The sequence below is a fragment of the Ruegeria lacuscaerulensis genome, assembly GCF_013033355.1.
Classification (GTDB): domain Bacteria; phylum Pseudomonadota; class Alphaproteobacteria; order Rhodobacterales; family Rhodobacteraceae; genus Ruegeria; species Ruegeria lacuscaerulensis_A.
In genome coordinates this window covers 116,765-138,814 of the sequence record NZ_WQDY01000004.1, presented here as the reverse complement: position 1 = coordinate 138,814, position 22,050 = coordinate 116,765, and the positions used below count along the sequence as shown (strand labels likewise).

At 58.1% G+C, this 22,050-nt stretch carries 20 protein-coding genes; 13 read left to right on the top strand and 7 right to left on the bottom strand.

Translation table 11 applies throughout. The features are described from left to right. Nucleotides 1-52: 52 nt before the first annotated feature. Together GOW48_RS09370 and GOW48_RS09365 are read right to left on the bottom strand one after the other, a co-directional pair. Complete coding sequence (locus tag GOW48_RS09370) at nucleotides 53-787, bottom strand: glutamine amidotransferase (RefSeq protein ID WP_170753190.1); 735 nt, start codon at nucleotides 785-787, stop codon at nucleotides 53-55. 16 nt (nucleotides 788-803) lie between these two features. Next, nucleotides 804-2,576, bottom strand: coding sequence for an SLC13 family permease (locus tag GOW48_RS09365; protein WP_170753188.1), 1,773 nt, complete (start codon nucleotides 2,574-2,576; stop codon nucleotides 804-806). A 110-nt stretch (nucleotides 2,577-2,686) separates the two neighbouring features. On the opposite strand from GOW48_RS09365, the gene GOW48_RS09360 reads away from it, so the two are divergent. Together GOW48_RS09360 and GOW48_RS09355 are read left to right on the top strand one after the other, a co-directional pair. After that, complete coding sequence (locus GOW48_RS09360; RefSeq protein WP_170753186.1) at nucleotides 2,687-3,427, top strand: YebC/PmpR family DNA-binding transcriptional regulator; 741 nt, start codon at nucleotides 2,687-2,689, stop codon at nucleotides 3,425-3,427. A gap of 120 nt (nucleotides 3,428-3,547) precedes the next feature. After that, nucleotides 3,548-4,822: an MFS transporter gene (locus tag GOW48_RS09355; protein WP_170753184.1), complete on the top strand. Its 1,275-nt coding sequence runs from the start codon at nucleotides 3,548-3,550 to the stop codon at nucleotides 4,820-4,822. A gap of 1 nt (nucleotide 4,823) precedes the next feature. Here the strand turns inward: GOW48_RS09355 and GOW48_RS09350 are convergent, their stop codons facing one another. Then, nucleotides 4,824-5,708, bottom strand: coding sequence for a LysR family transcriptional regulator ArgP (locus tag GOW48_RS09350; RefSeq protein WP_170753182.1), 885 nt, complete (start codon nucleotides 5,706-5,708; stop codon nucleotides 4,824-4,826). Between the two features lie 88 nt (nucleotides 5,709-5,796). Between GOW48_RS09350 and GOW48_RS09345 the strand changes: the two genes are divergently transcribed. The 6 genes from GOW48_RS09345 (at nucleotide 5,797) to GOW48_RS09320 (ending at nucleotide 11,576) form a co-directional block, all read left to right on the top strand. After that, the gene (locus GOW48_RS09345) at nucleotides 5,797-6,396 is read left to right on the top strand and encodes a LysE/ArgO family amino acid transporter (protein WP_170753180.1); all 600 of its coding nucleotides are present in this window, start codon (nucleotides 5,797-5,799) and stop codon (nucleotides 6,394-6,396) included. A 40-nt stretch (nucleotides 6,397-6,436) separates the two neighbouring features. Next, on the top strand, nucleotides 6,437-7,345 hold the full coding sequence (locus GOW48_RS09340; RefSeq protein WP_170753178.1) for a DMT family transporter: 909 nt from the start codon (nucleotides 6,437-6,439) through the stop codon (nucleotides 7,343-7,345). Nucleotides 7,346-7,433: 88 nt separating this feature from the next. Next, a complete protein-coding gene (gene betI / locus GOW48_RS09335) occupies nucleotides 7,434-8,006 on the top strand; it encodes a choline-binding transcriptional repressor BetI (protein WP_170352477.1) in 573 nt (190 codons plus the stop codon). After that, nucleotides 8,003-9,511 (top strand): choline-sulfatase, encoded by a 1,509-nt coding sequence (betC, locus tag GOW48_RS09330; protein ID WP_170753176.1) that lies wholly within the window; start codon nucleotides 8,003-8,005, stop codon nucleotides 9,509-9,511. The genes betI and betC overlap by 4 nt, the downstream gene beginning before the upstream one ends. Nucleotides 9,512-9,599: 88 nt before the next feature. Beyond that, a complete protein-coding gene (betA, locus tag GOW48_RS09325; RefSeq protein ID WP_170753174.1) occupies nucleotides 9,600-11,258 on the top strand; it encodes a choline dehydrogenase in 1,659 nt (552 codons plus the stop codon). A gap of 78 nt (nucleotides 11,259-11,336) precedes the next feature. Next, a complete protein-coding gene (locus GOW48_RS09320; RefSeq protein WP_170753172.1) occupies nucleotides 11,337-11,576 on the top strand; it encodes a YdcH family protein in 240 nt (79 codons plus the stop codon). A 74-nt stretch (nucleotides 11,577-11,650) separates the two neighbouring features. Here GOW48_RS09320 and GOW48_RS09315 read toward each other — a convergent pair whose 3' ends face one another. Next, complete coding sequence (locus tag GOW48_RS09315; protein WP_170753170.1) at nucleotides 11,651-13,051, bottom strand: helix-turn-helix domain-containing protein; 1,401 nt, start codon at nucleotides 13,049-13,051, stop codon at nucleotides 11,651-11,653. A gap of 65 nt (nucleotides 13,052-13,116) precedes the next feature. Beyond that, entirely contained in the window at nucleotides 13,117-14,322 is a 1,206-nt protein-coding gene (locus GOW48_RS09310) for a multidrug effflux MFS transporter (protein WP_170753168.1), read from the bottom strand. A 184-nt stretch (nucleotides 14,323-14,506) separates the two neighbouring features. Here GOW48_RS09310 and GOW48_RS09305 point away from each other — a divergent pair, with 184 nt between their 5' ends. The 3 genes from GOW48_RS09305 (at nucleotide 14,507) to GOW48_RS09295 (ending at nucleotide 17,121) form a co-directional block, all read left to right on the top strand. Further along, entirely contained in the window at nucleotides 14,507-16,039 is a 1,533-nt protein-coding gene (locus GOW48_RS09305) for an acyl-CoA carboxylase subunit beta (protein WP_170753166.1), read from the top strand. Nucleotides 16,040-16,301: 262 nt separating this feature from the next. After that, a complete protein-coding gene (locus GOW48_RS09300) occupies nucleotides 16,302-16,631 on the top strand; it encodes a DUF6497 family protein (RefSeq protein WP_170753164.1) in 330 nt (109 codons plus the stop codon). A 136-nt stretch (nucleotides 16,632-16,767) separates the two neighbouring features. Then, entirely contained in the window at nucleotides 16,768-17,121 is a 354-nt protein-coding gene (locus tag GOW48_RS09295) for a hypothetical protein (protein ID WP_170753162.1), read from the top strand. An 86-nt stretch (nucleotides 17,122-17,207) separates the two neighbouring features. Here the strand turns inward: GOW48_RS09295 and GOW48_RS09290 are convergent, their stop codons facing one another. Beyond that, on the bottom strand, nucleotides 17,208-18,365 hold the full coding sequence (locus GOW48_RS09290) for a DcaP family trimeric outer membrane transporter (RefSeq protein ID WP_170352486.1): 1,158 nt from the start codon (nucleotides 18,363-18,365) through the stop codon (nucleotides 17,208-17,210). A gap of 650 nt (nucleotides 18,366-19,015) precedes the next feature. Here GOW48_RS09290 and GOW48_RS09285 point away from each other — a divergent pair. Together GOW48_RS09285 and GOW48_RS09280 are read left to right on the top strand one after the other, a co-directional pair. After that, nucleotides 19,016-19,219 (top strand): hypothetical protein, encoded by a 204-nt coding sequence (locus GOW48_RS09285; RefSeq protein WP_170753160.1) that lies wholly within the window; start codon nucleotides 19,016-19,018, stop codon nucleotides 19,217-19,219. Nucleotides 19,220-19,333: 114 nt separating this feature from the next. Next, entirely contained in the window at nucleotides 19,334-21,379 is a 2,046-nt protein-coding gene (locus GOW48_RS09280) for an acetyl-CoA carboxylase biotin carboxylase subunit (RefSeq protein WP_170753158.1), read from the top strand. A 76-nt stretch (nucleotides 21,380-21,455) separates the two neighbouring features. Here the strand turns inward: GOW48_RS09280 and GOW48_RS09275 are convergent, their stop codons facing one another. After that, nucleotides 21,456-21,902: a DUF4174 domain-containing protein gene (locus GOW48_RS09275; protein WP_170352489.1), complete on the bottom strand. Its 447-nt coding sequence runs from the start codon at nucleotides 21,900-21,902 to the stop codon at nucleotides 21,456-21,458. Nucleotides 21,903-22,050: the final 148 nt, after the last annotated feature.

Here is a 22,050-nt window from a genome sequence, read left to right as displayed (position 1 = left end):
GTTCCGGTCAGCCTATGCGAGCGGTCGGCAATTGCGCAACCGCGCCGTTGGGTCAGCCATAGCGTTCCGCAAAACGGCGCAGGATCAGTGCCGGCTGGGTGACGTCGGCCGCGTGGCAGATGTCGATCAGGCGCTGGGCATCCTCTGGTGGAAAATAGCCGTGATGCTTGTAGATATTGATGCGTTCCTCAAAGTCCTTTGCCTCGGCCTCGGGATGGAACTGCGTCGCATAGACGTTCTGGCCGAAACGGATCATCTGAAACGGGCAGGGGTCAGAAGCCAGCAAGTGCACGCATCCTTCGGGCAGTGCCTGAACCGCCTCTTTGTGGCCGACAAACGCGTCGAAAGTTACGGGCAGCCCTACTGTTAGCTGGTCCTGCATACCGTCCTCGGTCACGTGGCAGGCCGAAGGCCCGACGGGTTCACCGTATTTTTCTTTACTGACCGCCCCGCCAAGGTGGGCGGCCAGAATGCCTAAGCCATAGCAACACCCCATGAAGGGATGGTCCTGCGCAGTAATCTGCGGCATCAATCCCATGATCGACGCCTCGACGCGGGCATCTACGTCAGATTTCGTTGCGGGATCATCGCTGACGCAGCCGGGGCCTCCGCCGACGATCACGCCTGCGTAATCGGTTACGTCGAGCCCCTCAGGCAGAGTTTCGCAATCCAGACGGATGCGATGCGTTCGCTCGGGCGTTAGCCCGGTTTTGTCCAGGATCGAGGCATACTCAGCATCCGAGGCGTCCGTCTCAGGGCGCAATTGCAGGATCAGAAATCGTTTCATAAGCAGCCTTTATCCGTCACAGCGGCCAGAACACAAGGATCGAGGGGACTGAAACGGCGATGATCAGAACCTCCAACGGCAGTCCCATGCGCCAGTAATCGCCAAAGCGATAGCCGCCGGGGCCAAGCACCAGCGTGTTGTTCTTGTGCCCGATGGGCGTCAGGAACGCGGCCGAGGCCGCCACGGCCACCGTCATCAGGAACGGATCGGGCGAGACCTCCAGCGTGCGCGCCATCTGGATGCCCACAGGAGCGGCGACGATGGCGGTGGCGGTGTTGTTCAGCACATCCGACAAGGTCATCGTGACCACCATCAGCACCGTCAGAATGGCCCATGCAGGCAGGCCGTTGGTCAGCTGGATCAGAGCATTCGCAATCAGTTCTGTTCCGCCCGAGGTCTCGAGCGCGCTGCCCAACGGGATCATCGAGCCCAGCAGTACCACGACGGGCCATTCGATATGGTTGTAGATATCGGTGATGGGCATGATCTTGGTCAGCACATAGGCGACCACAACCAGACCCAGCGCAACGGGCAGGTAAATCAGCCCGATACTGGCGGCCAGAACAGCCGCACCGAACAGGCCAATGGCCAGCCACGCCTTGTCATTCGCGGTGACGTTCAGGCCGCGCTGCGCCAGAGGCAAACAGCCCAGCCACTCGGTCACATCCGCACTGCGGTCACGAGGGCAGAGCAGCAGCAGGATATCGCCCGCCTCAACCTCGGTCTTGCGGACTTGTTCGGTGATCTGACGACCCTGGCGCGAGATGCCCATCAGCACTGTGCTTTGTCGCCATGCCAGCCCCAACCCTTGGGCGGTGCGCCCGGCGATACGGGCGTTTTCGGTGGCGACGACCTCGATCACTTCCAGCCCGTCGCCCTCGGCGGTCAGCAATTCCTGCCGTCGCGTGTCCGAGAAATCCAGGTTCAGCGCCGCGCGGAATTCGTCCAGCGCCTCGGGGCGGGCCTCCAGCACCAGCGCATCGCCCGCGTGCAGGGTGGCATGGGCCGAGCGTCCATAGCGACGCTTGCCGTCGCGGATCAGGCCGATGATGGCGACGTCGGATTTCTCGGCCACCTCGTACAACTCGCTGACGCGCTTGCCGATTTGAGGGGATTCCGGCGGGATGGTCAGCTCGGCGATGTATTCGGCCAGCGCCTCAGAGCTTTCGGTTTGCGGCCCGCGATCGGGGATGAACCGCCATCCGATCAGCGCGACAAAAGCCAGACCGGCAATGGCTGCGATCCCGCCCACGGGGGCGAAATCGAACATATGGAATGGCTCACCCAGAGTTTCGGCTCGGATCGAGGCGATGATGATGTTGGGCGGTGTGCCGATCAGCGTGACCATGCCACCCAGAATGGTAGCGAAACTCAGCGGCATGAGTGACAGGCCCACAGATCGTCCGGCCTTGCGCGCCGTCTGGATGTCGACCGGCATCAAAAGCGCAAGCGCCGCCACGTTGTTCATGAAGGCCGACAGGACCGCTCCGATCCCGCCCATAAGCGCAATATGCGCGCCCAGCCCGCGCGAGGCATCGACCAGCGAGCGCGTAATCAGGAATACCGCGCCCGAGCGCACCAGCCCGGCAGACACAACCAGAACCAACGCCACGATGATGGTTGCGGGATGGCCGAACCCGGCGAATGCGTTGTCCACGGGCACAACGCCCAGCACAACACCAATCATCAACGCCGAAAAGGCAACCAGGTCATATCGGAACCGCCCCCATAGCAGCATTCCAAAAACCGTGGCGAAAAGGGCAAAAAGAATAATTTGATCACTTGTCATGTCGCCACCATACCCGTGACGGGATATCGGGCAAGCCGCTCTCTTGATCCTGCCCCCCGCAACCGTCTATATGAGCGCCGAACACGCAATCACGATAACGAGGACGCACTATGGCAGGCCACTCCAAATGGGCCAACATCCAGCACCGCAAGGGACGTCAGGACGCCGCGCGGTCCAAACTGTTTTCCAAACTGTCGAAAGAGATCACCGTGGCCGCCAAAATGGGCGATCCCGATCCCGACAAGAACCCGCGCCTGCGTCTGGCGGTGAAAGAGGCCAAGTCGAACTCGGTCCCCAAGGACGTGATCGACCGCGCTATCAAGAAATCGGTGGCCGGTGAAGGCGACGAATACGAAGAAATCCGGTACGAGGGCTATGGCCCGAACGGCGTGGCGGTGATCGTCGAGACGATGACCGACAATCGCAACCGTACAGCCTCGACCGTGCGGTCTACCTTCTCGAAGAATGGCGGCAATCTGGGCGAGACCGGCTCGGTCGGGTTCATGTTCGACCGCAAGGGAGAGGTTGTCTATCAAGCGGAAGCGGGCGATGCAGACTCGATCTTTGAGGCCGCGATCGAGGCGGGCGCCGAAGATGTCGAAAGCTCGGAAGACGGTCACATCATCTGGTGCGCCGATACCGATCTGAACGACGTATCCAACGCGCTGGAAGAGGCCTTGGGCGAATCCGAATCCACCAAGCTGGTCTGGAAACCCACGACCACGACCGAGCTGGGCCTGGAAGATATGCAAAAGCTGATGAAGCTGGTCGATGCGCTGGAAGATGATGACGACGTGCAGCGCGTAACGACCAATTTCGAAGCGACGGATGAGGTCATGGCTCAGCTGTGATCCTGTCGTTAATCGATCAGGAAAACCCGGCCTCTGGTCGGGTTTTTTTATGCGCCTTTTCAGTGTGCTTGGCGGAACACGTTAAACTCGGTAAGCTGTTCGCAAAACAGCAATGAGAGCATGACGGACAGTCCCCCGATCCCTGCGAAACGAAACCTACCCGTGTTGACCGGGCAAAGCATCCTGTCGCAAATCGCTTGGACGCTTGGCAGCCCCTCTATCGTGCTGCCGTTTCTTGCTGTCTCGCTGGAATTGCCCATGTTCATAGCGGGCGCGCTGGTCTCGGTTCGCATGGTGGGCAGCGTGATTGCGGATGTGTTCCTGGCGCGTTCGATTTCGGCCCACGACCGCAAGAAACGTGGCATTGCGCTGACCGAGGTCGCGGTTGGCCTCTGCCTTCTGATTGCACTGGGGGTAGCGACGACGGGTTATGTGCCACTGATCGCGGCGGCGTTTGTCCTTGTTTTCTTCATCATCGGGTTGGTCGATGAGACGCAGATGCTGATGTATACGGATTTATTGGGCGATCACGTTCAATCCAAATCCCGCATGATCATGCGCTACCTGCAACTAGGGGTCGGAGGGCTTGGCGCCATCGGTCTGGCGCTTTTGGTGCATGAGATCGTCAAAGAAAACCCGCCTTTCTCGCGCCATTCAGCAATCATCTTCGTGTCCGTGGGCTTTTTTATCCTGTCGGGCCTGGCCATTCTGGCGATGTTCGAAGGCGCGAGCGGTGATGAAAGCACCCGCGATGCCGCGCCCGAGGCGAAACGCAAGTTCATCACCTATTTCACCGACATCATCGCGATGTTCAACGAGGCGTGGTTCCGGCGTTACATGATCATGCGCTTGCCTCTGGTCGCGGCCACGCTTTCAGTGCCCTTTTTCGCCCTGATCGCGGCTGAGGCGCACCATGCCTCGGCCAAGGGTCTGACGGCCATGATCGTTTCCTCGGCGTCTGGCTATCTGGTTTCCGCGCCATTGTGGCAGGCGGTGAACATGAAGTCCCATCGGGCGGTCATGGTGACAGGGAACCTGATGGTCGCCATCACGGGGACGGTGCTTTTGGTCTTTCATTTCTTGCACTTGGATCATGATGTTCATCTGCACGCCATCGCGTTGTTCATCGTGACAGTGGCCGTGACCGGTATCAGCAGCGCGCGAAAACTGTATTATCTGGACGTGGCCCCAAAGGATCAGCGGGTCAAAGGTGCGGCAGCGATTAAGAGCGTCAGTCGCCTGGTCGCCGTCATCCTTTCCGCCGCGCTGGCCGCGGTGGCGCATATGCACGAGGTCGCCTGGGCCATTGCCTTTATCGTTGTGGTGGCCGTATTCGCGGCCTTTGCCTGCTATCGCCTGGTTTTGCCGGTGGCGGAAAGCTCGGCTTCGGCTTGACCTATGCCGGCTGCAACGCCTTGCTTGCGCTGCGTTTCACCGCTTGGGTCAACGGGTGCAGCGCCGGGGCCAGAATGCGCCCGACTTGCCATGTCAGGGGAACATCGTAAGGCGCATCCGGAAGCAACAGGGACAGGCTGCCATCGCGCAACGCTGGCTTTACAAGGCTTTCGGGGTTCATCCCCCATCCCAGCCCGGCAATCGCGGCTTCGACAAAGCCATGCGAAGAAGCCAGATAGTGAGAGGGTGGCGAAAGACGCCGCCCGGTTTGTTGAGTGATCCACGCTCTTTGCAGGCCGTCTTTACGGTTAAATGTCAGGTTTGGCGCTTTGCCAAGACTGTCGATGTTTACCCCTTTCGGAAACCACCTTTGCATGAATGCCGGACTTGCTGTCGCCAAGTACCTCAACGACCCGAGCGCGATTGCATCACAGCCCGCGACAGGCTGACCTCCGATAGTGACGGCTGCGCTGACCTCTCCGCGCTTTAACCAGTCAGCGGAATAATCCTGATCGTCGATCACAAGATCAAACAGCATGTCGTCCACCTGCGCCATGGCGTCGATAAACCAAGTTGCCAGCACGTCGGCAGGCACTGCAATCCGAACGCGCGTAGGGTTTGTGTTTTGGTCCAGCGTCAATTCACGTGCCAGTTGGGCCTCCAGCAATCCGATGTCCTCGGCGTGTTGGGCGATGCGCAGGCCAGCCGGAGTGGCGGTGCAGGGTGTGCCGCGAAGTATCAATGCGGCACCGACCCGGTCCTCTAACGCTTTAATTCGCTGGGAAATAGCGGAAGGTGTGACCGATAGCTCGGACGCGGCGGCCTCAAAGCTGCCATGACGCAGAATGGCAGACAAAGCGGACAGGTGATTGGGGTCGAGCAGCATTAGTAAAACTTAATCGGGATAAACATCTTTAATTTGATAGGCAGCCTTGAGCGTCGTAGTCAACTGGCCAACAGCTTAAGGAGTTCTCATGCCCACGTCTCTGATTGCCGGTTTTGCGCTCGGCTTTAGCCTGATCCTTGCTATCGGGGCGCAGAATGCTTTTGTTTTGCGGCAGGGCTTGCGGCGCGAGCATGTATTTCCGCTGTGTCTAACCTGCGCGGTGTCGGATGCGATCCTGATCGCAGCGGGTGTGGCCGGCTTCGGATCGCTGGCGCAGATGGTTCCTTGGTTCGAAACCGCGATGCGGTATGGGGGCGCGATTTTTCTGACCTGGTACGGGTTGCGAAGCCTGAATTCCGCGTGGCGCGGGGGCGCAGTGATGGAGGTAGAGGGCGGTCAACGATCTAGCTTGCGGTCTGTGCTGCTGACGGTGCTGGCTTTCACCTGGCTGAACCCGCACGTTTATCTGGATACGGTTGTGCTAATCGGGTCGATTTCAGCCCAATACGAGGACCGTTTGGCTTTTGCTGTTGGTGCGATGACCGCAAGCTTTGTCTTCTTTTTCTCGCTCGGCTACGGGGCAGGGTTTTTGTCTCCGATATTCGCCCGTGCCAGGTCGTGGCAGGTCTTGGATATGATTATCGGTGTGGTGATGTTGGCGATCGCGGCCAAACTTGTCGTGATCTGAGGGCTTGTCCCCAAGCGGTATTCAGTGTTGAACCGTTAACATGACAACTCTCACCGCCCCCGCTCGGCCTGTTGCCGGCATGTTCTGGATGTTCTCGGCCGGGTTGTCTTTTGTGGTCATGACAGCGTTGGTCAAGTCGTTGGGGTCTAGCATGGATCCGATAGAGGCCGCTTTTCTGCGGTTCGTTTTTGGGTTGGTTTTTCTCTTGCCCGCGCTGCGCCTGATCGTCTCGACACCGTTGTCGCGCAGGCACTTAACCCTGTTCGGCATACGCGGGATCGTTCACGCGGTGTCGGTGATGTTGTGGTTCTATTCCATGACCCAGATACCCTTAGCCGAAGTCACAGCGATGAACTACATGACCCCGGTCTACGTGACACTTGGTGCGGCGCTGTTTCTGGGTGAGCCACTGGCGTTTCGCCGCATCGCTGCTATTGGAGTAGCCCTGATTGGGGTTGCCATCATCCTCAGGCCCGGCTTTCGAGAGGTTTCGCCGGGACATATCGCAATGCTGATGACCTCGCTGACGTTAGGGGCGTCATATTTGCTGGCCAAACGGCTAGTGCAGGACCTGCCGCCTTCAGTCGTAGTGGCGCATATGTCGATCTGGGTGACACTCGCGCTGATCCCCTTTGCGGTTGCCGTCTGGACGCCGCCTAGTCTGTATGACCTCGGCGTGTTGTTTCTGGTCGCCAGTTTTGCCACGCTGGGCCATTACTTCATGACGCTGGCACTGCAGGCAGCACCTGTAGCGGTGACGCAGCCGGTCACGTTTCTGCAGCTGATCTGGGCGACCCTCATGGGTGCGCTGGTGTTTCACGAGAGCGTCGACATCTGGGTCGTTGCCGGAGGCACTCTGATTCTGTCCGCCGTCAGCTTTATTGCCTGGCGCGAAGCCGTTCTGAACCGCAGCAGCCTGACGACACCCAGTATCGCTCCGAAACTGTAGCTGTTTCCGGTGGAACAAGGCGTTATTGATTGACGGGTCAATAAAAACCTCTTAGCGTTTTTTCATCTTGCGCAGTGGAGGGGTAACGATGCCAAAACTCGGAATGGAGCCGATCCGTCGGGATGCGATCGTCAAAGCCACGATTGCCGAATTGGGGGCGAAGAAATCCCTTGATGTCACTGTTAGCCAGATCGCCAAACGGGCCGGTATGTCCAGCGCGCTGGCGCATCACTATTTCGGGGGCAAGGACCAGATTTTTCTGGCCGCCATGCGCCGCATCCTTTCGGATTTCGGGGCCGAGGCCCGGCAGGAGTTGAAAGGCGCCGCACCCAATGAGCGTGCTCAGGCGATTATCCGGTCCTGTTTTGCCCCGTCCTGCTTCACGCCTGACGTAATCGCAGCTTGGATGACCTTTTATGTGCTGGCGCAAACCAATGATGAGGCGCTGCGTCTGTGGCAAATCTATCAGGCGCGTATTCGGTCGAACTTGATTTATGCGTTGCGCCCTTTGCTGTCCGATCCGATTGAGGCGGCAGAGGATATGGTCGCGCTGATCGACGGCCTTTATATCCACGCCGCCCTTAACGCGCCTGAAAAGCCGGAACGTGCGGTCAACCACGCGATGCGTGTGCTCGATACTTTTCTTGAGGCTGAAACATGACACAAACTAACATTCTGATTCTGATGGTGGATCAGTTGAACGGGACCCTCTTTCCGGATGGTCCCGCAGACTGGCTGCATGCACCGAACCTCAAGAAACTGGCAGCGCGGTCCACGCGGTTTGCCAATGCCTACACAGCCTCACCTTTGTGCGCGCCGGGCCGGGCCAGTTTCATGTCCGGGCAGTTGCCTTCGCGCACCGGCGTCTATGACAACGCGGCCGAGTTCCGCAGCGACATCCCCACCTATGCGCACCACTTGCGCCGGGCTGGGTACTATACCTGCTTGTCAGGCAAGATGCATTTCGTCGGTCCCGATCAATTGCACGGGTTCGAGGACCGCCTGACCACTGACATCTACCCCGCCGATTTCGGCTGGACGCCCGATTATCGCAAACCGGGCGAGCGGATCGACTGGTGGTATCACAACATGGGTTCGGTGACGGGTGCCGGCGTGGCCGAGATTTCCAACCAGATGGAATATGACGACGAGGTCGCATATAACGCCAAGGCCAAGCTCTATGATCTGGCGCGCGGCAAGGACGATCGCCCATGGTGCGTGACCGTCAGCTTTACCCATCCGCATGATCCTTATGTGGCTCGTCGGAAATATTGGGATCTGTACGAGGATTGCGAGCATCTGCTGCCCGAAGTTTCGGACCTTGGCTATGACAATCAGGACGCGCATTCCAAACGGATTTTCGACGCGAATGACTGGCGTAGCTTTGACATCTCTGAGGACGATATCCGCAAGTCCCGCCGGGCCTATTTCGCAAATATCTCGTATCTGGACGATAAGATCGGCGAAATCCTCGAAGTGTTGGAAACCACGCGGCAAGAGGCAACGATCCTGTTTGTCTCGGACCACGGCGACATGCTGGGTGAGCGGGGCCTGTGGTTCAAGATGACCTTCTTCGAGGGCTCGTCGCGGGTGCCGCTGATGATCTCTTCGCCCGATTTACCAGCGGGTCGGATTGAGGCGCCGGTCTCGACCATCGACGTCACGCCGACGCTTGGCGCGCTGGCGGGTGTCGACATGGCCGAAATCGCACCATGGACCGATGGCGAAGACCTCGTGCCGCTGGCTAACGGCGCCGAGCGTGCTGCGCCTGTGGCGATGGAATACGCGGCCGAGGCGTCATACGCGCCGCTGGTTTCGCTGCGGTATGGCAAGTGGAAATACAACCTTTGCGCGTTGGACCCCGACCAGTTGTTCGACCTTGAGGCCGATCCGCATGAGTTGGAAAATCTCGCCGAAAAACCTGAACATGCAGGCACCTTGCAAACCCTGCGTGCCAAGTCCGAGGCGCGTTGGGATCTAAACCGGTTCGACGAAGATGTACGTGCCAGTCAAGCCCGCAGATGGGTGGTGTATGAGGCGCTGCGGCAGGGGGGGTACTACCCTTGGGATTATCAGCCCCTGCAAAAGGCATCCGAGCGTTACATGCGCAACCACATGGACTTGAATGTCGTCGAGGAAAGCCAACGCTTTCCCCGCGGAGAATAACAGACTGATTTAGTAATACCCCCTTCGGTTCGGCCAAGGTTTTTCGATGGAAAATCTTGGTGCACCGGTGGGAAACGGAGACCCAAAAATGGAAGCAGATTTCGTCATCGTCGGCGCAGGTTCCGCAGGCTGCGCGATGGCATACCGGCTAAGCGAGGCAGGGGCCTCGGTTCTGGTGATCGAGCATGGCGGAACGGATGCTGGACCGTTCATCCAGATGCCGGCTGCGCTGAGCTATCCGATGAATATGTCGCGCTACGACTGGGGCTATCAGTCCGAGCCCGAGCCGCATCTGAACAACCGTCGTTTGGCCTGTCCGCGCGGCAAGGTGATCGGAGGGTCTTCCTCGATCAACGGCATGGTCTATGTGCGCGGCCACGCGCGGGACTTTGATACCTGGGCCGAGATGGGGGCGGATGGGTGGTCCTATTCGGATGTGCTGCCCTATTATAAACGCATGGAGACCTGGCACGACGGTGGGCACGGGGGCGACACGGCGTGGCGCGGCACCGATGGTCCGCTGCATGTGTCGCGTGGGCCGCGCGAGAATCCGCTGTTCAAAGCGTTCGTCGATGCGGGCCAGCAGGCAGGGTACGAGGTCACGGGCGACTATAACGGCGAAAAGCAGGAAGGCTTTGGCCCAATGGAGCAAACCGTCTGGAAGGGGCGGCGCTGGTCGGCGGCGAACGCGTATCTGAAGCCTGCGCTCAAGCGTGACAATTGCGATATTGTGCGGGGTCTGGCGTCGAAGGTCGTAATCGAGAATGGCCGTGCGACCGGAGTTGAACTTGTGCGCGGTGGCAAGACTGAAGTCATCCGTGCCCGGCGCGAGGTGGTGCTGGCGGCGTCGTCCATCAACTCGCCCAAACTGTTGATGTTGTCAGGGATTGGCCCGTCCGCGCATCTGGCCGAGCATGGGATTGAGGTTGTTGCGGATCGCCCCGGTGTGGGCGCAAACCTGCAGGATCATCTGGAGCTTTATATCCAGCAGGCGTCGCTTCAGCCGATCACGCTGTATAAACACTGGAACCTGATCAGCAAGGGCTTGATCGGCGCGCAGTGGCTGTTTACCAAAACCGGGCTTGGCGCATCGAACCAGTTTGAAAGCGCGGCGTTCATTCGCTCGCAGCCGGGTGTCGAATATCCTGACATTCAGTACCACTTCCTGCCGATTGCCGTACGCTATGACGGGCAGGCGGCGGCCGAGGGGCATGGGTTCCAGGCGCATGTTGGTCCGATGCGGTCGCCGTCGCGGGGTGCTGTGACATTGCGATCCAAAAGGGCCGAGGATGCCCCTGTGATCAAGTTCAACTACATGAGTCATGAGGCGGATTGGGAAGACTTCCGCACCTGTATCCGCCTGACCCGTGAGATTTTCGGGCAGGAGGCGTTCAAACCTTATGCCGGCAAGGAGATCCAGCCCGGTGCTGACGTTCAAACAGATGATGAATTGAACGCTTTCATCGCGGAACATGCCGAGAGCGCTTATCACCCATGCGGAACTTGTCGGATGGGGCGTGCGGATGATCCAAACGCGGTTGTCGATCCTGAAGGCCGCGTGATCGGTGTGGATGGGCTGCGGGTGGCCGATAGTTCGGTTTTCCCTCAGATTACCAATGGCAACCTCAATGCGCCTTCCATCATGGTCGGGGAGAAGGTCTCGGATCATGTGTTGGGGCGCAACCCGTTGCCCAAGGCCAATGACCGGCCATGGATTCATCCTCAATGGGCGACATCACAGCGGTGATTTGATCCGCGTCAAAGCGGGGTAGCGCAGACATCTATAAACCTGAATCGCAACGACTAATCTAAGGAGCGAACAGAAATGTCCCACACCCCGCATGAACTGGCCGAAGAGTTTCCGGACAAAGTTGAGGTGATGAGCCAGCTCAAGCAATCAGACGCTCACTTTGCGCGGCTGGCAGAGGAGTACCATGAGATCAACCGCGTGGTGCACCGAGCCGAAACCAATGTCGAGCCCATGGAGGATTTGGCCGAAGGTGAATTGCGCAAGAAGCGCGCGGTTCTAAAAGATGAGATCTGGGCGATTTTGTCCAAAGCATAAGCCAAAAGGGCGGGGGCTCTGCCCCCGTCGCGGCACGCAGCGCCTCCCCTGGGATATTTCAGGCTAATTGAAGTTCAGGTGACTTCGTAAGGCAAGATATTGCGGGTATGGGCGTCGATGGTCAGGCGACGTTCGAGTGGTGGAACCGAACGCTGATGGCAGTTTTGCCTTTCACAGATACGGCAGGATATTCCGATAGGTTCGTAGGCGCTGGCGTTATTGATATCCAGATTATCTGCATAGACAAGGGCTTCGGCGTGCCGGACTTCACATCCAAGCGCGATGGCGTAGCGACGCACAGGCGCGCCGAAGGATCCCCCGGATTTCGAAACGTCCCGCGCCAACGAGATGTATTGAACGCCATCGGGGGTTTCCGCTAGTTGCCGCAGGAAATGGCCCGGTGTTTCAAAGGCGCGGTGCACGTTCCAAAGGGGGCAGGCGCCGCCAAAGCGGGCGAATTGCAGGCGTGTGGCCGAGTGGCGTTTGGTGATTGTACCGGCCTGATCGACACGGACAAAGAAAAACGGAATACCCTTGGCACCGGGACGTTGCAGTGTCGAAAGGCGGTGAGCGACCTGTTCGATTGAAGCCCCAAAGCGGTTGCTGAGCAGTTCCAGATCATGGCGGTAGTCTTGCGCGGCCCCAAGGAATGCGCTGTAGGGCATTAGGGATGCGCCTGCGAAGTAGTTGGCGAGGCCGATCTTGGCGATGGCGCGGGCTTCATCCGTTTGGAATTTGGCAAAGTCCAACGTCGCTTCCAGCAGCTTGTCCTGGTTTATCAGGGCGACTTGCAGCAAAAGCTGGAACACCTGCGTTTGAGGCGCGCTTCGCGAGGACAGAGACAGGGTTTTGCTGTCAGCGTCATACCGTCGGGTTTCTTTGATATCAGCAATGTGTACCCGAATATCCCTTTCTCGCAGGCTGCTGATCGCGGCATCGCGAATGCCGCCGGTTTCCTGTGCGATTGACGCGAAACGCTCGGCCGCGCGATCCACGGCGTCAATGTAGTTGTCGCAATAGTGGAAGAAATCCCGGACCTCTTCCCAGGGGCTGGCCTGAATTTGCGCATCTTCACGCCCCAATGCTTCGTCCAGCGATGCGAGCCGTTCGTGGGTCTGCCGATAGGTGCGGTGCAAAGCGATAAACGCGCGGGCCAACGCAGGCGCATTTGATGCCGCCAGTCGCAGATCGGCCAACGGGGGCATTGCATCGTCAAAAACCGGATCGGCGAGTGCTTCGCGCATATCTGACACAAGGCGTTCGCTGTCGCCGGTGCTTAACTCGGTCACGTCCATGCCGAATTCCTGCGCCAATGCCAGAACAACCGTGGTCGAGATGGGACGGTTGTTGTTCTCCATCTGATTAAGATAAGGGAGCGAAACCCCCAGCTTGGCGGCGAATTCCTTTTGGGTCAGGGTCAGGCGCGTGCGCATCTCGCGTAGTTTCGCGCCTGCATAGAGTTTCTGGGTCGCCATGGCGCGCCTTTGCAACTATTCCGTTGGGGGAAATTAACTTTGCTAATCGCGGGGCGCAAGCATTGCTAGAGTCCCAGACGACGTTCCCGCCGGATTACGGATGTGATTGCAAAGACAGCCAGCAAGGCGGTTATAAGCATCAGCCATAGCAAGGGCATCGCCCCTGTTTCGCGGGTCAGCAGCGACCCAGCCAGTGCGCTGAGGCCAGCCCCACCCGCCAGCATTATCGCGCCACTCAGCCCCGCGGCCGTTGCTGCCAGATGTGGGCGCACTGAAAGAGCGCCCGAAGTGGCGTTCGGGATCGTCATGCCATTTCCAAGGCCGACGAATGTCATAAGCCCAAAGAAACTAAGGGGTGTGCCTAGCCCAAACAGGAACAAAAGCGCCGACAGAAAAACGCCAGCGGCATTCAGGATGCAGCCCCGCAGGACCATTCGGTTGACACCAAATCGGACGGAATACCGACCGCTTAGGAAATTACCGGCAAAATACCCAATCGCAGGCGCGCCGAAATATACGCCAACTTCTGCGGCTGACATTCCGAATATCTCGGTCCCGATAAATGGGGCTCCGCCGAGGTAGGCGAAGAAGGCACCTGACGACAACGCAGAGGATAGCGAATACCCCCAAAAGCGAGGAGACGTTAGCAGTTCAGGATACTCCCGAAACTGTTGCAGCAGGGTCTTCCCGCTTTTGGCTGAGGTTTCTCCGAAGTCTTTGAAGCAAAGGATCAGCGTCAATGCGCCCAGAACGAAAGGCAGCCAGAAATTAGCCTTCCATCCGAGGGATTCTTCCAGCAGCCCTCCGATCGCGGGGGCAATCATCGGGACGACCGCCATCCCCATAGTCACGTAGCCAATCATCGATGCAGCCTGATCCTGATCGTAAAGATCCCGCACGGCAGCCCGGCTAAGCACCATGCCGACGACTATTATCGCCTGAGACATCCGAAACGCCAGAAAGACCGGGGCGTTCGGCGCGTAGATGCAGCCCAATGTCACCACCAGGAACAGGGCAAGGCCGTACAGCAAGACTGGCCTGCGGCCGGCCTTGTCTGCGATCGGTCCGATAAGAATCTGCAGCACCGCGCTGACCATAAGGTACAGGGCGATCGAAAGCTGCATGACCTTATAGTCTGTCTGGAAATAAACAGCCATGTTTGGAAGGCTGGGAAGATAGAGATTCAGACTAAGTGCCGACAGCCCTGACAATAGCACAAGCGTGGCAATAGATGGGGGTGAGCGTCGAGCGGAAGATGATCTGAACTGCATAGTTCAATTGTATAGTCCGCGATTTTGGGATTGGCATTAGCATTGTGATCTCAGCGTTGAAATTTGCTGATTTGCATTACGCAATCAAAAAATGTTCAAAGGTTTGCAAATTTGCCGAAAGTTGCTTTGGGCTGGCAAGCATAACGTATAGTGTCCCGCCAGATTACATTAGGGGATCACTGTCATGAAAGACATCCTGACCGAGCTTGAAGACCGCCGTAACAATGCCCGTTTGGGTGGTGGTCAAAAACGGATTGACGCTCAGCATGCGCGGGGAAAGCTGACTGCGCGGGAACGTATCGAACTGCTGTTGGATGAAGACAGCTTTGAAGAGTTTGACATGTTCGTCAGTCATCGCTGCACCGATTTTGGTATGGAAAACCAGAAACCTGCGGGCGATGGCGTAGTCACCGGCTGGGGCACGATCAACGGTCGGATGGTTTATGTGTTCAGCCAGGACTTTACCGTATTTGGCGGGTCTCTTTCGGAAACGCATGCCCAGAAGATTTGCAAGATCATGGATATGGCGATCCAGAATGGCGCGCCAGTGATCGGCATCAACGACTCGGGCGGCGCGCGGATTCAAGAAGGCGTCGCCTCGTTGGCGGGCTATGCCGAGGTGTTCCAGCGCAACATCATGGCTTCGGGCGTGGTGCCGCAGATCAGCGTGATCATGGGACCCTGTGCAGGTGGCGCAGTGTACAGCCCGGCGATGACCGACTTTATCTTTATGGTCAAAGACACCTCTTACATGTTTGTGACCGGTCCCGATGTGGTGAAAACTGTCACCAATGAGGTTGTCACGGCCGAAGAACTGGGCGGCGCATCGACCCACACCAAGAAATCCTCGGTCGCGGATGGCGCCTTTGAAAACGACGTTGAAGCGCTGGCCGAAGTACGCCGTCTGGTCGATTTCCTGCCGCTCAACAACCAAGAGAAACCCCCTGTCCGTCCGTTCTTTGATGAACCCGACCGGATTGAAACCTCGTTGGATACCTTGATCCCGGACAATCCGAACACGCCTTACGACATGAAAGAACTGATCACTAAGGTGGCGGATGAAGGCGACTTCTACGAGATTCAGGAAGACTACGCCAAAAACATCATCACCGGTTTCATTCGCCTCGAAGGGCAGACTGTCGGTGTTGTCGCCAACCAGCCGATGGTTCTGGCCGGGTGCTTGGACATCGACAGCTCGCGCAAGGCGGCCCGTTTCGTGCGGTTCTGTGACTGCTTTGAAATTCCGATCCTGACCCTTGTGGATGTTCCGGGCTTTTTGCCGGGTACGTCGCAGGAATATGGCGGTGTCATCAAGCACGGTGCAAAGCTGCTATTTGCCTATGGTGAGGCGACCGTCCCTAAAGTCACCGTGATTACCCGCAAAGCCTATGGCGGGGCTTATGACGTTATGGCGTCGAAGCACCTGCGCGGCGATTTCAACTATGCGTGGCCGACAGCCGAGATCGCGGTGATGGGCGCCAAGGGCGCGACCGAAATCATCCACCGCGCCGATCTGGGCGATGCCGAGAAAATCGCGCAGCACACACAGGATTACGAAGACCGTTTCGCCAATCCATTCGTTGCTGCGGAACGTGGCTTCATCGACGAGGTGATCATGCCACAATCGACGCGGCGTCGCGTTTCGCGCGCTTTCGCAAGCCTGCGCAACAAAAAGCTGAAAAACCCCTGGAAAAAGCACGACAACATCCCGTTGTAAGTGCTTGGGCGGGGTCGGTTTCTAGTCAACTCGACCCCGATTGTCTTTTGCAGTCCAAGGTAACGAAGACCTGACGGGGACTTGAGTTTGACATTGAGGGCAAAGCTGATAAATGAGTGCTCTTACCAGATATAGAAAAGCGCGGGCCAAAAGCCATGCGCGCGCGATCCCGGAGAGAGGAGCTCACCTTTGGTGGGTCCGGGGTCGCGCCTTTTGTCTAGGTTTTCTGACCCTGTCATCCCCTGTAGTTGCGGAAACCAATTTGGCTGTCCCTTCGGGTCAGCCCGTGTATCTGAGCGATGTTCTGTTGGACAACAACCCCGGCGAACTATGGGTCCGTTTCCGCTTTGTCGCTCCGAAGATCGGTTCCGACGTAGGCCGTATCGGCTATGACGTCGCCTCGGTCGATATGGAGCACCTGTGCCATACGCTGGCCGTCGCCTATGTTGCTGAATACGATTTGGAACCGGCACGCGTGGTGATCTCGCTGTCTGATAGGCCAACGGAATTTGGACAAGCCGCACCTGACGCCACGCAGTATTTCGAAGCCTACCGATTGGAGCAGGCGCAGTGTATCTGGGAGGGGCTCTGATCATGAGACCCGGTTTTCAGATCGTCAGAGCGTTTCTGACCAGCAATGCGGCTTTGGAGGTGCGCAAGATGAACTCATCCATCACAGGATGCGATTTCGATGTTTTTGGGGACATTTACGTCAGCGGAGGAGCAACATGCTGAAGCACCGCGGATTTCCCGGTCGTTTGGCCGGAACAGATTTCCAATTCACAATCCGCCGGGCCAATCCCAAGGGCGTGACGCCGCTAACCAGACGAGAACGGTTCCGTGATCGCAAACCGGCCGACCGCCGGGCGGATGCGGGATTTATGGAGGCGCTCTGGCAACATTTCGGCGACCAGCCTTTTGAGAGGGGTAATCTGGATGCCGGTCGTCTTAGCTGGTTGTTCGAGCGTGAAGTCATTCCAGCCGAGGATCCTTTTGATCCGGCCAGCTATGACGCATTGCTGGTGATCGACCCTGACGCCGCAAAGCTGTCGTTTCCGGATATTTTCGACGGACTGCGCTGATTGTGACCTATCAGGCCGTATATCCTCACGCGGGCAATGCTCCGTGGAAAACCCTGCCCCGATGGGGGCAGGGTCGTGATATGCGATCAGAAGTTCAACTGCGCCGCAACTTGAACGCGGCTGCCGTCAAAGTCATCGCCCGAGTTCACGTCGTTCCGCTCACCGTAGATGTATTCGGCGCTCAGTGTCAGAGTCTCGGTCGCCTGATAGAAGGCGTTTACGTGGATCGTCTCAAGCTCGGTAAAGGCCAGATCACCAGTCGAGGTTGCCAAGTCATAGTCCTCGTAACCGTAGGCGATACCGACGTTCCATTTCGGACCGATGTCCTGACGCAGTTCGACGGTGAAGCCGTCAACATCGTTGGCTTCGCCGTTGACCACCGCATCACCCAAGCCGATCAGCCACGGTCCAAGCGCCTGACCGGTCACGTAGTTGACCTGGAACAGGCCGCCCTGCCAAAGCCGCGCCGATCCGGACAGAGTCACACCCCATTGGTCGACTTCATTGATGCCGGCGTCGTCCTGGGCTCGACCGTAAAGACCGGCAATTCGGGCGACGTAAGTGCCATCATTGTATTCGGCCGACGCGGTGAAAACCGGATCATCCGAGTTGGAGCTACCGACGTTTTCCTCGATGGAGAGTGCAAATTCGGCATTTTCAGAGAATGCGTTAGTGTAACGGACCTGCGGAACACGGGCGAAGGCGATACCAACGGGACCGTTGAATTCAACCGAGGTCGGATAGGTGTCCAAGGGCTGGAAGTTGGTCCAGAACTGGCCAATCAACCACTGGTCGCCGATACGGATATTGGCGTGACGCAAACGCAGTTCAGCAGCGCCGCCGCCTGCAAACAGGTCAAGCTCCAACTGACCGCCGATATCGCCAATGGCGCTGGGCGTACTGGTGAGCAAGCCGATCCGCGACTGACGGACGGTTGCGCCAAAGGTGCCGCTGGTCTCAGCGGAAGGTTCACCAATTACGTTGACGAACGCTGTATCGCCTTGGTCGAAGTCGAAATCGTAGAAGAAGTCGGCTTTGACATAGCCATAGACGTCCAATGTCGTATTCCCGATCCTAAATTCACCGGGTGTCGCGTTCGGTCCCTGAGATTCCAAGGCTTCGATCCGGAGGCGAAGTTTCTCCAGTTCGGCCTGCGTATTCGCATCCTGGGCATAAGCAAGCGTGCCAGTCACACTAAGCGCAGTGGCAGCGAGCAGAGATGCCGTTTTTCTCTTTGTAATCATTTGGATGTTTCCTTGTGTGCGAGTGTGCACGCGCAACGTTCCACGCCGACGATTTTCAGGGAAATCACGAGATTGGGACAATCAAACGCAAAAATCTCAAGAAAATTTGTGGGAAAAGCGGACCTGGATCACAGCAAGGTGAACAGATCGGTTAACCTTATGAGTGCAGTGTTTTTTTTCGTCGCTATCGCGTGCGCAAAACGTGATGCCGCAAGTGCAAAGCTTGTTTTTCGGGTCAACGTTTGTAACGGGATCGTGACGAACATTCACGTGAGTCCCCGTGAATATGCGCGAAACAGCGTCGGCGCAAAATTGCGCGGCTTTTCCTTGAATGGGCAGATTCCAGCCGGAAAAATTGCAACTCGTGAATCACAGTTTGCAGGTGCAACCACACCGTGCATGGTGTCCAAGCCGTGCGGCTCTGCTTTGCCTGCGCCGCACATGCACCTACTATTCCGTACCCCTTCCTTCCGCGGGCAGGCTTGTGAGTTTCACAAATCCCTGCCCGCGTTTTTCTTTGCGCACACGGAGGGGGATCGACGGCATAAAGCTGCGCATATTTGGCCTAATACCTGTCTGTTATTGAATAGCAGTACACGAACCGCGCATCTGGCTTCGACTGATTCAAACCAACAGATGAGGCAGAAATCATGCGACTCTCGAAACTTGCGCTTGCATTGGCGACCTGCGCCGGGCTTGCAGCCTGTGGCGACACCACGGGCGAACAGGCGATCCTGGGCGGTGGCGCCGGCGCAGTCGGCGCGGCGGTGCTGCAATCGGACCCGCTCTTCGGGGCCGTGGTCGGCGCGGCCGGCAACGTGCTGTATTGCAAGACGCAAAACAACTGTAGCTAACGAAGTCATCGGGGCTTACTCGGCCTCGACCGTCATCGCTGATCACGCCGTCGTGGGGTTAAGTCCCTGCGGCGGCGTGTTACGTTTTTCGAACACCAAGACAAAGGACGTTCCATGTTCAACAAGATACTGATCGCCAACCGGGGCGAAATCGCCTGCCGGGTCATCAAGACTGCGCGCAAGATGGGTATCGGCACCGTTGCCATTTATTCGGACGCGGACCGCAACGCGCTGCACGTATCGATGGCGGATGAGGCCGTTCATATCGGCCCGCCTCCTGCGAACCAGTCCTATATCGTGATTGACAAGGTCATGGACGCGATCCGTCAAAGCGGCGCGCAGGCGGTACATCCCGGTTATGGCTTCCTGTCGGAAAACTCCAAGTTCGCCGAAGCGCTTGATGCCGAAAGCGTGGCTTTTGTCGGTCCCCCGGTCGGCGCGATCGAAAGCATGGGCGACAAGATCACCTCGAAGAAAATTGCGCAGGACGCAGGCGTGTCGACCGTGCCCGGTTACATGGGGCTGATCGAAGACGCGGAAGAGGCAGTGAAGATCTCGAACGAGATCGGCTACCCGGTCATGATCAAGGCCAGCGCCGGTGGCGGCGGCAAAGGCATGCGGATCGCGTGGAATGACGACGAGGCGCGCGAGGGTTTCCAGTCGTCCAAGAACGAGGCCGCGAATTCCTTTGGCGATGACCGGATCTTCATCGAGAAATTCGTAACCCAGCCGCGCCATATCGAAATTCAGGTTCTCTGCGATAGCCACGGCAATGGCATTTATCTGGGCGAGCGTGAATGCTCGATCCAGCGTCGGAACCAGAAGGTTGTGGAAGAGGCCCCGTCGCCTTTCCTCGACCCCGAGACACGCAAGGCGATGGGTGAACAGGCCGTCGCGCTGGCCAAGGCTGTAAACTATGCCAGCGCCGGGACGGTCGAGTTCATCGTGGATGGGGACAAGAACTTCTACTTCCTGGAAATGAACACCCGCCTGCAGGTGGAACACCCTGTGACCGAGCTGATCACCGGTGTCGATCTGGTGGAACAGATGATCCGCGTAGCCGCAGGTGAGAAACTGACCATCACCCAAGATGACGTCACCCTGACTGGCTGGGCGATTGAAAACCGTCTGTATGCCGAAGACCCGTATCGCAACTTCCTGCCCTCGATTGGCCGTTTGACCCGCTATCGCCCGCCGATGGAAACGGCGGCTGGTCCGATGTTGGTGAATGGCAAATGGCAGGGTGACGCGCCCGAAGGCGAGGCCGCAGTGCGTAACGATACCGGCGTCTTTGAAGGCGGCGAGATCAGCATGTACTATGACCCGATGATCGCCAAGCTCTGCACTTGGGCGCCGACCCGGGAAGCCGCGATCGAGGCGATGCGTGTGGCGCTGGACAGCTTTGAGGTCGAAGGCATCGGCCACAACTTGCCGTTCCTGTCGGCAGTGATGGATCATCCCAAATTCATCAGTGGCGACATGACCACCGCTTTCATCGCCGAAGAGTATCCCGACGGTTTTGAAGGCGTCACCCTGCCAAAAGAAGACCTGCGCCGTATCGCTGCGTCTTGCGCGGCGATGTACCGTGTCGCTGAAATTCGTCGCACCCGCGTCTCGGGCCGTATGGACAACCACGAGCGCAAGGTCGGCGCGCATTGGAATGTTGCGCTGCAGGGTCAGGAGTTCGACGTCAAGATCGAAGCGGATAAAGAGGGCGCGACAGTGGCCTTCTCGGATGGCACAAGTCTGCGGGTTGCCTCGGATTGGACGCCGGGCGATCAACTTGCTGTTTTGGATGTCGACGGAGAGGCGCTGGTCATGAAGGTCGGCAAAATCTCGGGTGGGTTCCGTATCCGCAACCGGGGTGCAGACCTGAAAGTGCATGTGCGCCGTCCGCGCCAGGCGGAATTGGCCAAACTGATGCCCGAGAAACTGCCGCCCGATACCTCGAAAATGCTGCTCTGCCCGATGCCCGGCCTGATCGTGAAGATCGACGTTGAACTGGGTCAAGAGGTGCAGGAAGGTCAGGCGCTATGCACTGTCGAGGCGATGAAGATGGAAAACATCCTGCGCGCCGAGAAGAAAGGTGTTGTAGCCAAGATCAACGCAGGCCCCGGCGACAGTCTTGCCGTGGACGATGTGATCATCGAGTTCGAGTGATCATGACGGCACTTTTGTCATACCCCATAGCTCTCCCGGCGTTCCGCGCCGGGGGCTTGGGGCGTGGCGAAGGCTATCAACCGCCCTCGCGCCGTTCGCGAATCTCGCGTTCGCGCAGGGGGGTTTTGTCGATGGATCGACCGATCTCACGCACGCTCCACGGGGACGGTTTGCGCAGTTTGACCACGCCGTCCTTGTCGACGAACACCATCTGGAAACCACGCGGGCGCAATTGCGACCGTATCGGGGATTTTGCTGCCGGGTCCGTGTCGGTGATGACAATCACATCGCGGTCACGCATCGCGGCTTCGCCTTCGATCAGCATGTCGATTTGTTGTTGGAAGCGGGGGTCTGCGGGCGTGTCGGCAAAGACGACAATGGGTCTGTTGACCCATAAAAACTCGCTCAACTCGCTGTCACCTGCGGGTCGGACAAATTCATCCTCATCCGGCGCAGACCCGTCGGCAGCCATCGCGGCCAGCGGGATTAGTGCCGAGAAAACAAGGGCAAGCGTTCGTGTCATGGGGCCTCCTGTTCCATCGAATATAGCCCCTGTTCAGATGAATGCGACCAGTGAAATGCAATGCGCGCTCAATTTGTCGCGCGCAGCCCGGATTGGCCGGGCACTTCGAAACATAACTGCGTGCGGGTTCCTCTTCGCGCGCAACCCG